Source organism: Parabacteroides sp. AF19-14, assembly GCF_003635485.1.
In the GTDB taxonomy this organism is placed as follows: domain Bacteria; phylum Bacteroidota; class Bacteroidia; order Bacteroidales; family Tannerellaceae; genus Parabacteroides; species Parabacteroides distasonis.
The window spans coordinates 310,638-326,368 of sequence record NZ_QTMJ01000001.1; the positions used below are offsets into that span (position 1 = coordinate 310,638).

Annotated in this window: 12 protein-coding genes; 11 read left to right on the top strand and 1 reads right to left on the bottom strand. The window is 40.4% G+C overall.

The features are described from left to right. Positions 1 to 20: 20 nt before the first annotated feature. Positions 21 to 2,510, bottom strand: coding sequence for an alpha-L-arabinofuranosidase C-terminal domain-containing protein (locus DWX33_RS01345; protein WP_122379703.1), 2,490 nt, complete (start codon positions 2,508 to 2,510; stop codon positions 21 to 23). 179 nt (positions 2,511 to 2,689) lie between these two features. On the opposite strand from DWX33_RS01345, the gene DWX33_RS01350 reads away from it, so the two are divergent. From DWX33_RS01350 to DWX33_RS01400, 11 genes are all read left to right on the top strand, one after another. Beyond that, positions 2,690 to 3,055: a PleD family two-component system response regulator gene (locus DWX33_RS01350; RefSeq protein WP_005856577.1), complete on the top strand. Its 366-nt coding sequence runs from the start codon at positions 2,690 to 2,692 to the stop codon at positions 3,053 to 3,055. Continuing rightward, complete coding sequence (locus DWX33_RS22680; protein ID WP_005868390.1) at positions 3,055 to 4,230, top strand: sugar transferase; 1,176 nt, start codon at positions 3,055 to 3,057, stop codon at positions 4,228 to 4,230. The genes DWX33_RS01350 and DWX33_RS22680 overlap by 1 nt, the downstream gene beginning before the upstream one ends. A gap of 32 nt (positions 4,231 to 4,262) precedes the next feature. Further along, positions 4,263 to 5,039, top strand: a complete 777-nt coding sequence (locus DWX33_RS01360) for a TolC family protein (RefSeq protein WP_005868389.1) — start codon at positions 4,263 to 4,265, stop codon at positions 5,037 to 5,039. A 3-nt stretch (positions 5,040 to 5,042) separates the two neighbouring features. Beyond that, positions 5,043 to 7,202 (top strand): hypothetical protein, encoded by a 2,160-nt coding sequence (locus tag DWX33_RS01365; protein ID WP_122379704.1) that lies wholly within the window; start codon positions 5,043 to 5,045, stop codon positions 7,200 to 7,202. Between the two features lie 291 nt (positions 7,203 to 7,493). Further along, positions 7,494 to 8,675 (top strand): O-antigen ligase, encoded by a 1,182-nt coding sequence (locus DWX33_RS01370; RefSeq protein ID WP_233570102.1) that lies wholly within the window; start codon positions 7,494 to 7,496, stop codon positions 8,673 to 8,675. A gap of 4 nt (positions 8,676 to 8,679) precedes the next feature. Next, positions 8,680 to 9,891 carry a glycosyltransferase family 2 protein gene (locus DWX33_RS01375; protein ID WP_057327207.1) on the top strand — a complete coding sequence of 404 codons (1,212 nt, stop codon included), beginning with the start codon at positions 8,680 to 8,682 and terminating at the stop codon, positions 9,889 to 9,891. Further along, positions 9,888 to 11,000, top strand: coding sequence for a glycosyltransferase family 1 protein (locus DWX33_RS01380; protein WP_057327206.1), 1,113 nt, complete (start codon positions 9,888 to 9,890; stop codon positions 10,998 to 11,000). Before DWX33_RS01375 ends, DWX33_RS01380 begins: the two co-directional genes overlap by 4 nt. A gap of 12 nt (positions 11,001 to 11,012) precedes the next feature. Continuing rightward, positions 11,013 to 11,639, top strand: coding sequence for a DapH/DapD/GlmU-related protein (locus DWX33_RS01385; RefSeq protein WP_057327205.1), 627 nt, complete (start codon positions 11,013 to 11,015; stop codon positions 11,637 to 11,639). Further along, positions 11,624 to 12,550: a glycosyltransferase gene (locus tag DWX33_RS01390; protein ID WP_005868377.1), complete on the top strand. Its 927-nt coding sequence runs from the start codon at positions 11,624 to 11,626 to the stop codon at positions 12,548 to 12,550. Before DWX33_RS01385 ends, DWX33_RS01390 begins: the two co-directional genes overlap by 16 nt. 14 nt (positions 12,551 to 12,564) lie before the next feature. Beyond that, the gene (locus DWX33_RS01395) at positions 12,565 to 14,010 is read left to right on the top strand and encodes a lipopolysaccharide biosynthesis protein (protein ID WP_005868375.1); all 1,446 of its coding nucleotides are present in this window, start codon (positions 12,565 to 12,567) and stop codon (positions 14,008 to 14,010) included. Beyond that, a complete protein-coding gene (locus tag DWX33_RS01400; RefSeq protein ID WP_005868374.1) occupies positions 14,007 to 15,125 on the top strand; it encodes a glycosyltransferase family 1 protein in 1,119 nt (372 codons plus the stop codon). Before DWX33_RS01395 ends, DWX33_RS01400 begins: the two co-directional genes overlap by 4 nt. Positions 15,126 to 15,731: the final 606 nt, after the last annotated feature.

Below are 15,731 nucleotides of genomic sequence, written 5' to 3' on the forward strand. Positions count from 1 at the left end.
GCCCTCCTGCCCTATCTGACCTACTCCATGTATAATTTCAAGATCGTCACTGAATTAGGCGGGAAATTATAGATAAACGGGCCGCTCATCGGGAATACGATAGGCTCGGTGACAGGCGTTACGGCCCCCGGGTTCTCAAACGTATTACGAGCCTCCGGCTCCCCTCTCAATTGGATCAGCTCCGCCTCGTTACGGATATTCACTCCCTCAATACGCAAAGAGGTCTTCTCCTCGTGGCGGGTCGTATTCACGACCTTCAAGTAAATCACCCGGTTCTCCTTGTCGAGGGTAGCGACGGATACCAACGACGGGATCGGACGCATATCCACCTCATGCAGCAATACGCCGTCCACATAGCAACGGACGCGCTCGTACTCGCACGTCATGCGAACCGTATACCACCGGTTACTCTCAAAAGGGAAGCGCACGGGAGAGACCAAGCTATCCTTCACGCCACCTACCTGATGGTACAGCTCGCTCGTTCCCGCCCCGATCGTCAGGGCGATATAATCCGCCTGCTCGCCCGTCCGCCCGTTGTCGCGGAGGCGAAGCTGTATCTGCCCGCTACCTTTCGTACGCCGGACGGTAGCCGTATATTCATAGGCGTAGCTCGTAGAGTCGCCGAACAATACCTGGTTCCACCGGTTGGCCTCCGGCACCAACATACCAGCCTCCGGGACCCTCCATCCCCCGCTCATCACGGATATATCCGATACGGGCACGCCGTCGATCCGCACGTCCTTGAACTCATAGCTATTATCAAACATCTCTACGCCCGCCCGGCCCGTACGTACCTGTGGCTTCTCGTAGGTATCCACGATCGTCTTCAGCACCTCATCCCCCCGATGGCGGGTAAACATCTTTAATAAATGGTAGGAAGGAGAGACCACCGCCTGATGGGTGTTGAAAGAGATCAACGGATGGCGCTGGTTCTCGAACCCGGCGTTGCCCAATACCGGGGCATACGCCAAGCGGCGTACCATATCCGGGTTCTCCTCCGCCCCGACCAAGAAACAGGCCTCGGCCACCGCCGCCCGGAGCGTACCGGCCAAGGGCCGCTCCGTCGTCCCAAACTCCCCGATAAACACCGCCGGCGAACGTCGGGAATACCGGTCGCTATTAAACCGGCCGGAGTTCGATAGGAAGAAATTCTCCCCAGCGTAATAATGGGAATCCACCCACTCGCTACGGCCTCGCTTCGTGAGGGGCGAACTGCTGATAACGGTAATCTCCGGATAGGCCTCCTTGATCGCCTTGCGGAAAAGCTCAAAGCGCCTGAAATACTCCCCGCCATAGTTCTCGCTGCCGATCTCGACATACTTCAAGTTGAAAGGTTCCGGATGCCCGTTCCTCGCACGCAGGGCGCCCGGCAGGGAATCCGCCGGGGCGTTCGCGTAGGCGATAGCGTCCAAGGCATCTCCCGTGAGCTTATCCATCGCCGTGATATCCTCGTAGCGGGGCCGGCGGCTTTGGCTCGTGATCCCGCTATTAATAACGTAGATAGGCTCCGCCCCCATATCCTCGCACATTTGCAAGTACTCGTGGTAGCCCATGCCGTTCGTCGTACCATAGGCCCATACGTTCCAGAAATGCTTACGCTCCGAGATATCGCCCAGCGTCTCCCTCCAGATAGGGTACGTACCCGCCGTATACCCCTCCACGAAACTGCCTCCGGGGAAACGGATAAAACGAGGGGCCAAGGAATCGACCAGCGCCGCCAAGTCCGGTCTCAGCCCGTTCTTCCGTCCCTTCCACGTATCCTCCGGGAAGAGCGATACCACATCCAGCCAAAACACGGCGGAGGTATCGGCCGTGATCGTCAAGACTGCGTTCGGCGCATCCTCCGTAGCCGTAAACGTATGCCTGTATCGTTTCCACTCGTATAGCGGCGCTACCTGAAACACATCGCTCAAGACCGTATTAGCCATCGAGTCCTCCAAGGCCACCCGGATGGTACGGGGCACCATATTCGCCCCCTTGGCGAAAAACGATAGATCGTATCGTTCCCCTTTCCGGATCGGTATCCCCCGGTATCCCTCGGCTATCACGCCTCCGCGCCCCGACTCCCCGGAAGTCGATACGGCCACGAGCAACGACCGCCGGTTCTTATCATTCACCAGCTCCTTCATATCCGGGTATATCTGTGTATTAGGGACGATCCGCCTCCATCCCGGTACGGAATCTCCCCGCATGAAAGGGATCGTCCATCCATTCGGGGTAATCAAGACGTTCCGGGCGGCGTCGTAAGGGCAGTTCAAGGGTGGCACGCCATCCTCGAAGCTCCGGTTCTGGATCAGCTCGGCGTACAGCCCCCCATCGATCCCGTGGTTGATCTCCTCAATGGTCAAACCATACAGATCCGGGTTCACGGGAACCGTCAGGCCATCCGCCTCCACGGTTATCGTAGAGATCACCGGCATCTCCGGCTGGCAAGAGGACAAGCCCATCCCGACAATAGCGCCAACCAATAAATGAATAACATCAAAATCTATATATTTCCTCCAACGCATCTTCGAATACTCATCTCATTTATGTGCGTACAAACTTAATCAAAAAATCGCAGTTTCCCCTATTTTCAAAGTCTGAACTGTTTTTTCAAAAAAACAATTGAAAAACATAGATTTTTCCAATTTAATATCCTAAATTTGCATAATAGATAAAACAAAAGACGACAATATTATACGACTCTATGGAGAAATCTGTTCTTTTAGTGGATGACAAGCAAGAAATCGCAAAGATAATCATGCTTTATTTATCAAGTACTTACAAGGTATCCTATAAAGAAAATCCTTTGAAAGCGATCGCTTGGCTTCAAGAAGGCAATTTACCGGATTTGATCATCTCTGACTTGAATATGCCAGAAATGTCCGGAGAGGAATTCTTGGTTTATTTAAAAGCGAACGATATGTTCAGCCATATACCGGTCTTGATCCTATCGAGCGTAGAGAGCAGCTCAAATAGAATACGTTTGTTTGAGGAAGGGGCGGAAGACTTTATCTTGAAGCCTTTCAATCCAGAGGAATTAAGGGTAAGGGTAAAACGAATATTAAGATAATGAATTATGTCTTTTTCGGTAATAACGTGCCGTTGGCCGAACGTTTACGTAAGGCATTAGGCACCGGGGTCATAGAATGTATAACGCTTCTGCAGATGAAAAACACGCTTCTTCCTGCCGAGGAAATGGATTATTGTGTATTCATCGAGAAAACAGATCCTACGTTAAACATTCCTGCGATCATGCATTTGCATAAGACGTTTCAAAATATATATATCGTATTAATCGCCCCGGAAATGACCCGGGAGGAGAAAATATCCTATTTGCAAGCCGGAACGGACTGTGTCATCTCCGAGTCTACCTCTAAGGAAGATTTAGTGAAGCTACTGGGTATCGCCGAGAAATGCAAGAGAATGGAAAAAGCGCGTAAGCCTCAAATAAAAGAGCCTGATCTCGCCATTTTCAAGCTGCCTTTATGGAAAAGGGTCTTCGACATCATTTTCTCATCCATGGCGCTCCTCTGCCTCTCCCCTATCTTTATCATCACGGTGATTTGGATCAAGCTGGAGGACAAAGGCCCCGCTTTCTACAAGTCGAAACGAGTAGGCAGCAATTACAAGGTTTTCGATTTTTATAAGTTCCGCTCTATGTATATGGACGCGGACAAGCGCTTGGCTGAATATAAGAAACTTAATCAGTATATGGAATCTATTGATGAAGAGGCCGTGGCCTCTTCATCAACTTCTGTGAATTCACAGAATGCGACCTCTTTTTTTAAAGAGAATAAACAAAATATCATTTTATATTCTGATAATGACGCTACTCCCGAAAACGACTATCTAAAAATAAAGCGTCACGAACGTTCCAACGCTTTCATCAAATTAGAGAATGATCCCCGTATAACAAAGATCGGCCATATTATCCGGAAATATAGCATTGACGAACTCCCCCAGCTATTCAATATATTAAATGGAGACATGTCAATAGTTGGTAACCGCCCTCTTCCCATATACGAGGCTGAGCTACTGACCAGTGACGAATACATACAACGCTTCATGGCTCCTGCCGGCCTTACAGGTCTTTGGCAAGTAGAGAAACGTGGCAATTCTGGTAGTATGTCCGCCGAGGAACGTAAACAATTAGACATCAAATATGCTCATACCTTTTCTTTCTGGCTAGACATAAAGATTATATTCAAGACGTTTACGGCGTTCGTGCAGAAAGAGGATGTATAAACTATACATAGCTGATAACAAACATAATTCACATGAAGATACTATTTATTCTATTATTCATATTAAATGCTTTTTCAATTGTCGCACAAAAAAAGAAGACATACTTCGATAAAGCGACAACAATAGAAGTAACTTCCGGCACGGATTCTATAAATGCCATGCTAGATGACTATGAACGTATTCAATTACCACCTCTATCGGTTTTTCTGGAATCCGTATATGACCATCCTTCTGTCAGAATTTATGAAGCTAAAAGAGATGAGGCTAACGCCGATATGAAGATTACAAAAAGAGAATGGTTGGACTATTTCAGGGTATACGGCCAATATCAATATGGGCGATTAGTTCAACTTTCTACAAGAGAAACCATAGAAGATCCTTCATTTCTCACCAGTATAGGCAGTAATCAGCATACTTACAGTGTAGGTATTTCCGTGTCTATCCCATTCGGAGACTTATTCAGCCGAGGCCAAAAAGTACGGATGAAGAAAGCTCGTTTCCGTCAATTGGATTATGAGTATGAAATGTCCATAGAAGAACGGAAATTAAGAATACTGGAAGCTTATAATAGTGTCTTACAAGCATTGGCTACATTAAAAGCTAAATCAGATGCTGCCGCACTTTACAACGCCCAGATGAAAATCTCCGAACAAGATTTTATTAATGGAAAAATTGATATTATCTCATTATCCATGGAACGTGGACGTCGTTCTGGTGCCGTGATTTCTTACCAAGAAGGTCGTGCGACCTTACACAATGCCGTAACTTTATTAGAAATGCTCACAAATGTTAAGATTATAAATCGATAACCCATGGATATAACACTTTATATATCGCGTTTTATATATAGAATCCGGCATCAATTAGTATTCGGAACGCTAATAATAACAGCGTTGGTTGCTTATTTCAGTCAATTCTTAGAAAAAAAATATACAGTTACCACCTCAATTTACACTGGCATTACGTCTAATACAGGATTAGATGATGAGACTCGGCCTGATTGGCAAGCTGTGAATAACACCTATGATAACTTGGTAAATCTAACCAAATCAAGAGGAACCTTAGAAAATGTCTCATTGAAATTACTAGCTCTAAACTTAATGCATGGAGATCCGGAAATAGATAATCTATATATAACAGCAAATAACTATAAAAAGTTGATAGCTTCCGTGCCAGAAGAGATCTTACTTTTAGTTGATACAACTTCTCTTGACAAAACCGTTAACTTATTCAAGGAGTATAAATACAGCGACAGTCGTAATTATTTACATGAGTTGTTTAATGGATCTAGTGCATTTTACAGTTACAATGCCTTATCCAGTATTATCATCAGAAGGCAAGGAAACAGCGACTTAATAGAGATAGCTTATACTTCTACCGATCCCGGTATTACATGGAATACGGTCAAATTGGTGAGTGAAGAATTAAAATATTCGTATAACAACTTACGATATCAAACCGCAAATGATATTGTTAAATATTATGAGGAAGAACTTAAGAAACTTCGTGTACAACTGAATAAGCAAGAAAACGAGCTTACTGATTATAATGTAAAGAATAGTGTTATTAACTATATTGAGCAAACTAAAGCTATCGCCCACTCTTTCGCAGACTTTGAGAATCGATATGAGGAGACACGGCGAAATTACGAGAGCTCATCCAGCATTATCAAAAATCTGGAGCAGTACATGGATATTCGTACTAAATTAGTTAAGTCCAATGAGGAATTCATTAATACCTTAGCCGAGGTATCCCGTATTAGTGGTAAAATAACAGAAATAGAGACTTTCACCTCCGATGAAATGCTAAGTAAAGACCAAGAGTTAGTAAAATACAGGGAAGAACTACGAGATGCCGAAAAGAAAATAGGTCTAATTACTAATAATATTAATAGTTATAAAGAAAGTAAAGAAGGTTTAGCCATTGAAGGTTTAGTTCAAGAATGGTTAAATCAAACACTTATACAAGCGAAAGCTCAAGCTGATTTGAAGGTTCTAAACGAGCGCAAGAATGATTTTGCAGATCAATACAAGAATTATTCTCCTATTGGTACACGAATAAATCAACAAGAACGTGAGATTCATGTAACCGAGCAATCTTATCTTGAAGTACTTCATGCTTTAAATATGGCAAAGATGAAGCAGAAGAATCTTCAATTAACCTCTTCAAACTTAAATACGATCTCGGATGCCTCCTATCCTTTATTCAGTGATAAAGGAAAGCGGTTTCTATTAGTTGTTGCCGCATTTATTGGTAGCATTATCTTTATTATCGGATTAAACCTAGTTATCGAGTTGCTAGATCGTACGCTCCGGGATGCCGAACGGGCCAGACGTCTTACTGGCATGAATATATTAGGGGCTTTCACAGGACGTAATTCCCAATTAAAATATCGTGGATTCGTAAAAACTTGTAACCGTATCTCTGCGGCTTATGCTTGTAACCGGTTAACACCTTACATCAAAAAGGGCGATACATTTTGTATCAATATACTAAGTCTAGAGGAAAAAGAAGGAAAAACGTTTATCTCACGATATTTCCAGGAATCTTGGGAAGAGCTTGGCTTCAACGTAAAATACCTAAGAGTCGGTCAAGATATCCCAATCGATGCCTCCTTATTCATGGCTGAACATATAGACAAACATATCCAGCTTGAAAGCAGGCCGGATATATTAATCGTTGAGTATCCTTCTATCCAACAGTATGGTGTTCCATCCCATTTACTAGGGTCAAGCCAAGTCAATTTGTTAGTAGCTAACGCTTGCCGGGTTTGGAAAAATAGCGATACGGAGTTAGTTAAATATCTGCGTGACATTACAGAAGGCACGGCATTGTACTTATATCTAAACAATGCCACGAGAGAGGCCGTGGAAGATTTCACGGGGCAATTACCCCCTCAAACATCTATGCGATCTTTCGCAAACCGGATGATGTATATGGGATTAACGGCGACTAATACCGCTGTAAAATAACGAAAACACATGGAAACATCAAGATACATACAAGAGGACAATACTTCGTTCAAAATATCTCAGCTCTTTCTTGTCTTAGGGTTGGGAGGTATTGGCATATCCTTGCTGTATAACTCAATTCCAGTATTCATACTAATAACTTTGATTCCATTATTCTGTGTAGGAGGTATCCTTTTATTAAGATATCCATGGCTTATATTATTCGTTATATTCACGACCAATTACTTCATATTAGGCATCACCCGATACATTCCCATAGAAGGGATCAGTGTTATTATGGAAATCCTATATATGATAGCTTTGGTACTGATCTTTATTCAAGCTGCCCTTTTCCAAAACATAGAATGGCGTAGAGCATTTAATATCCTAAGTATCGCATTATGTATCTGGATGGGTTATTGCATTTTAGAAATAATCAATCCAACCAGCTCATTAGAAGGTTGGATATTATCAAGAGGATTAATATTCAATGGATTGATTATAGTCATTATTACATCTCTATTATGTACACGCTATTCCATACTCAAAGCTATCATATTTTGTTTATCCATATTCACGTTATTTGCGATAATTAAGACATTAATGCAAAAGTTTATTGGATTTGATAGTTTTGAGACAAAATGGCTTAATGCCGGAGGAGCCACAACGCATATTATTTGGTCTGGAATCCGCTATTTCTCATTCTTTACGGATGCCAGTAATATGGGTGCCAATATGGGTGCCGCCATCATGTTTTTCGGTATAGCCTCGCTCTACATGCGATCTGCATTATGCAAGATATATTATTCATGTATAGCGATTCTAGCACTTTATGCTTTGTTCCTTTCCGGGACAAGAGGAGCTATAATCGTACCATTAGCAGGGCTAGCACTTTACACACTGATCAGCAAACAAACTAAAATGGTCATTGGGGGAGCAAGTATGTTATTGTTTATCTATATCTTTTTCGCTTTTACGACTATAGGACAAAGCAACTCATCTATCAGAAGAATTAGAACCGCTTTTAACCCAACCAAAGATGCCTCATATATCGTACGCAAAGAAAATCAAAAAAAATTAGCCACATATCTCAAATATAAGCCCTTTGGAGAAGGGCTTGGACTATCTGGAGATGGATTAGGAGTAAAAATATCCACTCGTTTTACCACTTCTATTCCAACTGATTCTTGGTACGTGAAAATTTGGGTAGAAACAGGCATAGTTGGATTGATTCTTTATCTTAGTATGATTTTTTTTACTATAGGATGGGGAGGGTGGATCATTGCCACACAGATCAAGGATCTTGAACTAAAAGGATTATTGTCCGGATTACTTTGTGGTATATTCGGTATGTTCATTAACGCATACGCAAACTCGTTTTGGGGTCAATTTCCAACAATGATAATCGCATTTATGGGGCTAACATTTGTGTTAAACGGTCCTTACTTTGACAAAGAGATACGAATAAAAAAATTAACTGTTTCAAATAAATAACGCTATGATTGAACAATTCTTTCAAATAGGAGAAAACTGGATTGATAAGGAACAATATGCCTTTCAATTAGGAGATGCCATCTTATTCCTTTGTTTTCTGATATTTGTACTATATTTATTCGTGTTTGCCATCTATTCAAAACGGAAACCACAGTATAATTATCCTACTGCCAAGAAGAAGTATCGTTTCGCTGTCTTGTTCCCCGCTTATCAAGAAGACGAAGTTATCATAGACTCCGTAAAAAATTTTCTCGTTCAAGAATATCCAAGAGAACGATACGACATTATCGTTATATCTAATCAAATGCGACAAGATACGATAGATAACTTAAAAGCATTATCGGCGAAAGTCGTTAAAATGGATAGTCCCCAAAGCACAAAAATCGAGGCTCTCAAAGAAGCCATACATTATATTGAGAAAGGAGATATAAAGTATGATAATGTCGTTATCCTCGATGCGGATAATATCGTAAAACCAAGTTATCTCGAGAAAATAAACGATGCCCTTTATGCGGGCTGTTCCGCATTGCAAACACACAGGGTCGCTAAAAACCGTGATAGCAATATCGCTGTGCTCGATTCTGTCAGCGAAGAAATTAACAACTCTATCTTTCGTAAAGGCCATACCCGTCTTGGATTCTCTTCCGCCCTTAGCGGCTCCGGCATGGCTTTCGAATACGAGCTTTTCAAGGATATCATACAAGAATGTCACGATATAGGAGAAGATAAATACATGGAAAGAAAGCTTTTGTTGCAAAATGTTTATATCGAGTATTTGGAAGAAGTATATACCTATGACGAGAAAGTTCGAGGTAAGAGGGATTTCTATAACCAGCGCCGTCGTTGGTTGACAACTCAAATCAGCAACTTATTCTCGGGTCTTTTCCAAATGCCGGCAGCCATATTTAATGGAAATTGGGACTATTGCGACAAATTATTTCAATGGATGATGCCTCCTCGCATATTACTGCTAGGTTTTATTATATTAATAGCCTCATTTTTGACTGTTCTCGATTTTATAACATCCATCAAGTGGTGGCTCTTATTGGTCTTGTTAGGTATTACATTCAGTATAGCGGTACCAGACTATCTTGTCGACAGGAAATTCAAGAAAGCGATAGCGAGCGTTCCTGTCTTATTCATACTTATGTTCCTCAATATTTTCCGTATAGGAGGACACAAATTTAATCCAACTAAACATTCTTTAAAACCATGAGAATAGCAATTGAGGCACAACGTATATTCCGGACCAACAAACATGGGATGGACTTTGTCGCTCTTGAGAGTATTCGAGAGTTACAAAAAATCGACAAGGAAAATGAATATTTTATATTTGTCAGTCCAGGTGAAGATCATTGCCTAGAAGAGACAGACAATGTACATATTATTGAGGTAAAATGCCCTACCTACCCTCTTTGGGAACAAGTTGCGCTTCCACGAAATGTAAGCAAGATAAAGCCAGACCTCTTGCATTGTACCAGTAATACCGCCCCACTAAATTGCCCTGTCCCGTTAGTGTTGACATTACATGATATTATTTTCCTAGAACCCCGTCAGGGAGGAAATAAATCTTGGTATCAAAACATGGGTTGGTATTATCGCCGCATGGTGGTTCCTCGCATACTCCCCCAATGTAGGAAGATCATCACAGTCTCTCGTTTTGAGTGCGATCGCATACGTGAGGTATTGCGATTACCCAAGGATAAAATCACAGCTATCTATAATGGATATAGCGAGCACTTTCATCCCCTGCCAGAGATATCATCTATTATCCATAAGTATATTAATAATGACGATTATATTTTTTTCCTAGGCAATACAGATCCTAAAAAAAACGTCGCCCGCACGTTAAAGGCATATAGCCTTTATTTGAAGCACTCAGAAAAGAAACGACCTCTACTTATCGCAGACTTAAGCGAGGATAAACTAGACGCTATCCTACGAGAGCAACGGATAGAAGAGATCAAGCCCTTTCTCTCATACCCGGGATACATCCCTAATACAGACCTAGCTTATCTATATAACGGCGCTTTCGCTTTTTTATATACTTCCCTAAGGGAAAGTTTCGGTATTCCCTTGCTAGAAGCCATGGCTTGCGGCACACCTGTAATTACGGGGAACACATCCGCAATGCCAGAGATAGCTGGAGAAGGCGGAATACTAGTTGACCCGTTGAGTGAAAAAGAAATCGCAGACAAGATACTATATTTAGAGCGAGATCAAATATTCTATCAAAATCAAATAGAATATGGTTTAAACAGAGTCAAAAGATTCTCTTGGTCACAAACAGCGGAAAATCTTTTGACCCTATATAAAACGATTTAAACCTGATAAGTCATGGATATAGGCCCAATCAAACAGAAAATCAAGCAAAATGAGTTTTTGAAGAAAATAGTATTCTATTCAATAACCTCTCCTAAAAATCCTAAACCTCGTTGTTGGGTAAAATGGTTTGTCAATCCTTGGATCCATAAGAAAGGAAAAGGAGCTATCATTCGAAGGAGAAGATCCCGTATTGATGTATTCCCTTGGAATCAGTTCACGGTAGGTAAAAATTCCCTCATTGAGGATTTCACGACCATCAACAATGGGGCAGGCGATGTTATCATAGGCGACAACGCCCGTATTGGAATCGGTTCGGTGGTGATTGGTCCCGTACGATTCGGAAATAAAGTCGGATTAGGTCAGCACGTTTTCATCTCCGGTTTTAATCATGGATATGAGGATGGAAATGTGGATTCCAATGAACAACCTTTAGTAAAGAAAACTGTAGTAATAGATGAAGACTCCCATATTGGAGCAAACTGTGTAGTCGTAGCAGGTGTCCATATTGGTAAGAGATGCCAGATCGGAGCTGGAAGCGTAGTAACTAAGGACATTCCAGATTACTCCGTTGCTATAGGTAATCCCGCTAGAGTTATCAAACGTTATGATATTAACAAACAAAAATGGATAAGAATCTAGTTAGCGTAATCATACCCCTATATAATACCGAGGAGTTCGTAGAAGAGGCGGTAAGATCTATCATGTGCCAGACTTTACGAGAAATAGAGATCATTGTTATAAATGACGGCTCAACAGATAACAGTCTATCTATCATAAAACGCCTAGCTGATGAAGATAAACGTATCCGAATTTATACACAGTATAACCAAGGGCCATCAGTCACCCGAAACAAAGGCTACGAATATACCCAAGGTAAATACGTTTATTTTATGGATAGTGATGATTATCTGGAGCCAGAAGCCTTAGAAACATGCTATATTAAATGTGAACGACAGGCTTTAGATTTCGTTTTTTTTGATGCGGACATATTAAACAAGGAAAAACATAAAAACATATCTTTAAACTATCAACGAAAAGATTGTACAAATCCGGAGTTAGTATATCAAGGCCCATATATCTTAAAACTCCTAATAGATCATAAGGCATATTCTCCATCCCCATGTCTTAATTTCATAAGAAGAGAATACCTAACAGAGATCCAACTCGATTTTCTTCCCGGAATCATCCATGAAGATCAATTATTCACATGCTTGTTATATTTACAGGCCCAAAGAGTATCCTCCATACACAAGGATTTCTTCAAACGTAGGCTACGGGAAGACTCAATCATGACCAGTAAGTTCTCAATGCGAAACATGGAAAGTTACTTTACGATAACTGCCCATTTAAGCAAATTCGCGGACTCACACCCAATGTTCCGTGAAATAATCGACTTATATTTATCAAGAATGCTCAACGCCGCAGTATGGCTATCCTATAAAATACCCTTTAAAGATCGCTTGAAAATAGCCAGACGATGTCTAAAAGAATATAGGCAATACGTGACAACAAAAAATCTAATAGTTTTATTATTCAAATCATTCCTATAAAAACAAAAGAAACTATGGCATCCATAAAAAAAGAATTAATATCAGGAGTATTATATACGGCCATATCCAAATATTCCGGAATAATTATTTCTCTGGTTGTCACCGGAATATTAGCACGCTTAATTGCCCCCGAAGAATTTGGTATAGTAGCAATAGCAACTGTAATTATTTCTTTTTTTGGTATTTTCAGTGACCTAGGTATTGCGCCCGCTATTATTCAAAATAAGGATTTAACAGGCAAAGATCTTAACAGAATATTCTCTTTTACCTTATGGTTGGGAATCATGATATCTATTCTTTTTTTCCTATGCTCTTGGCCCATTTCTTTTTTTTATAAACAAAAGACATTACTGACAATATGCCAACTACTATCCATCAATTTATTTTTTGCTTCGGCAAACATCGTTCCTAACGCACTCCTATTCAAGAATAAGGAGTTTAAGTTTATCGCATATCGTAGCTTAACTATCCAATTTATTGGAGGAAGCATAGCCATCAGTGCCGCCATCGCAGGTGCCGGACTATATGCATTAGTCATTAATCCTATTTTCTCCAGCATTCTCTTGTTTATCATATCATATCGGAAAAACCCTCAAAAGTTACAATATACATTCGGTCTGGATTCGGTCCAAAAGATATTCAGTTTCTCAGCCTATCAATTTTTATTTAATGTAATTAATTATTTCAGCAGAAACCTTGATAAATTATTAATCGGAAAATACATGAATATGAATGCCCTAGGGTATTACGAAAAATCATATCGGCTAATGATGCTTCCTTTGCAAAATATAACCCATGTGATCTCTCCTGTCATGCATCCAATCTTTTCCGGTTTTCAAGATGACTTGCATAAGCTAGCGGATTCATACGAGAAGGTTATTCATATTCTAGCCTTTATTGGTTTACCCCTGTCTGCGTTATTATGGTTTTCCGCAAGGGAAATCACTCTCATTTTGTTTGGGGATCAATGGATGCCCTCCGTTCCGGTATTCCAGATATTATCTATATCTGTTGGTATACAAATAATATTATCAACATCCGGCTCTATTTTCCAAGCGGCCAACGACACTAAAAGTTTATTCATTTGCGGCGTATTCTCCACTTTATTAAACGTATCTGGCATTGTAATAGGGATATTTGTATTTAAAACGCTCGAAGCGATCGCATGGTGCATTACTATCACATTTACGATCAATTTCATCCAATGCTATATATGGATGTATAAAGTGACATTAAAGCGTAATGTGAAAATCTTTATCCGACAATTTTTATCACCTATTGTATTAACAAGTATTTTGATACTCTTACTATGGCCTATATATGAGATATCATACAAGATGACTGAGCTAGGAAGCTTATCCGTTAAGATTCTGTTAGCTATATCTTTTTCTTCCATATATATACAATTAAGTGGAACTTATGATATTATTAACCTACTTAAATCCAAGATACAGAAATGAAAGCTTTATTCCTGATATTTCACGGTCTTAATCCTGCTAATGGGATCAGCAAGAAGATCTACTACCAAGTCAATGCCTTAAGAGCATGTGGCATTGATACGAGACTCTGTTACCTAAATGAGTCTAACGGCAGGAAATTGAGAATGATAGACTCCGAGGTACTACAAGATTATGGAGCAGGGTTCAAGGGTAAAATACTGAAAAGGATAGAATATTCTTCAATCGTTGAATATGCGAAGAAAGAAAATATTAGTTTTATTTATATGCGATCTGATCATAACGCTAATCCATTCACGATTCATATGGTTCATCAAATGCGTAAAGCGGGGATAAAGGTTGTAATGGAAATACCAACTTATCCTTATGACCAAGAATATATAGGTTTCTCTCGTCGGAAATTACTATTTATAGATCAATGTTTCCGTCATTCCTTGGCCAAACAATTATGCGGGATCGTGACTTTCTCCGACTATAAGACCATATTCGGCATTCCCACTATACAAATATCGAACGGCATTGACTTCTCGCAAATTAAATTGAAACAACAGGTCAACGATACAAACAAGGAACTTCACCTAATAGGAGTAGCGGAGATTCATTACTGGCATGGATTTGACCGTCTGGTTAAAGGTCTGGCTGATTATTATGATTCACATCCCAATTACAAAGTCTTTTTCCATATTGTAGGAGATTTCTTCGGGCAACGAGAAAAAGATGATATCCTTCCAATCATCAAACAGCATAAATTAGAGAACTACGTAACCCTTCACGGCGCTAAGCACGGCGAAGAGCTTGACCGGCTTTTTGAGAAAGCAGACATGGCCATCGGTAGTCTTGCACGGCATCGTAGCGGTATCACCCATATTAAAACATTAAAGAACAGGGAATATGCCGCCCGGGGCCTTTCTTTTATTTACTCTGAGACAGATAGCGACTTTGAGAATAAACCGTATATACTTAAAGTGCCCGCAGATGAAACCGCCATCGATATAAACTCATTAATACATTTTTATGAAAAGCAATCTCTTTCTCCCCTTGAGATCAGGGAATCAATTCGATCTCTCTCATGGGAAACTCAAATGAACAAAATAATTAACTCTATAAAAATCTCATAAGAAAAAAACATGGTTATTCCTTCGCAAAAAGGTAAGACGCCTTCTTTTTCCTATGATATTTGTAGGGAGCACTTACTATACATAAATAATATTCACATGACTAGAATTCACGAGTTATAGGCCATTATCTACAAATATATTTTAGTGTCTAGAATCAGCCTCAAGGCTGCACAATCACTCATAGTTTATTAAAATATTCAATCCCTAAAAAAATATCTATTTTCCAATTAACATCACATAATAATCCTCCATAAATTTAGCTATTACTATCTAAATAAAGCGTACTATAACACATGTTTGTAAACATTTAATATCTTCGTATATATTTTGTTTTATCGCAATTTTATTCCGATCTTTGCAGAGATTTAAACAACAATTATAAATCCTCACGATCTTCATAAAAAAAGAGTGGAATATTTATTCATTCATGATTTACGGCCATTGTGAAAAAACGATCTAAATGAAATGGTTCTTCAAAAAAGACGGAAACGACACGTTTCCTATTTAAATCTTTTAATAACTCCCTTGTATATTTATATATAGCGGTGCGAAATCGTGGCGAAAAAAAGCAACGATTCCAAGCTTATCCGCTAAGGATTAAGAAGT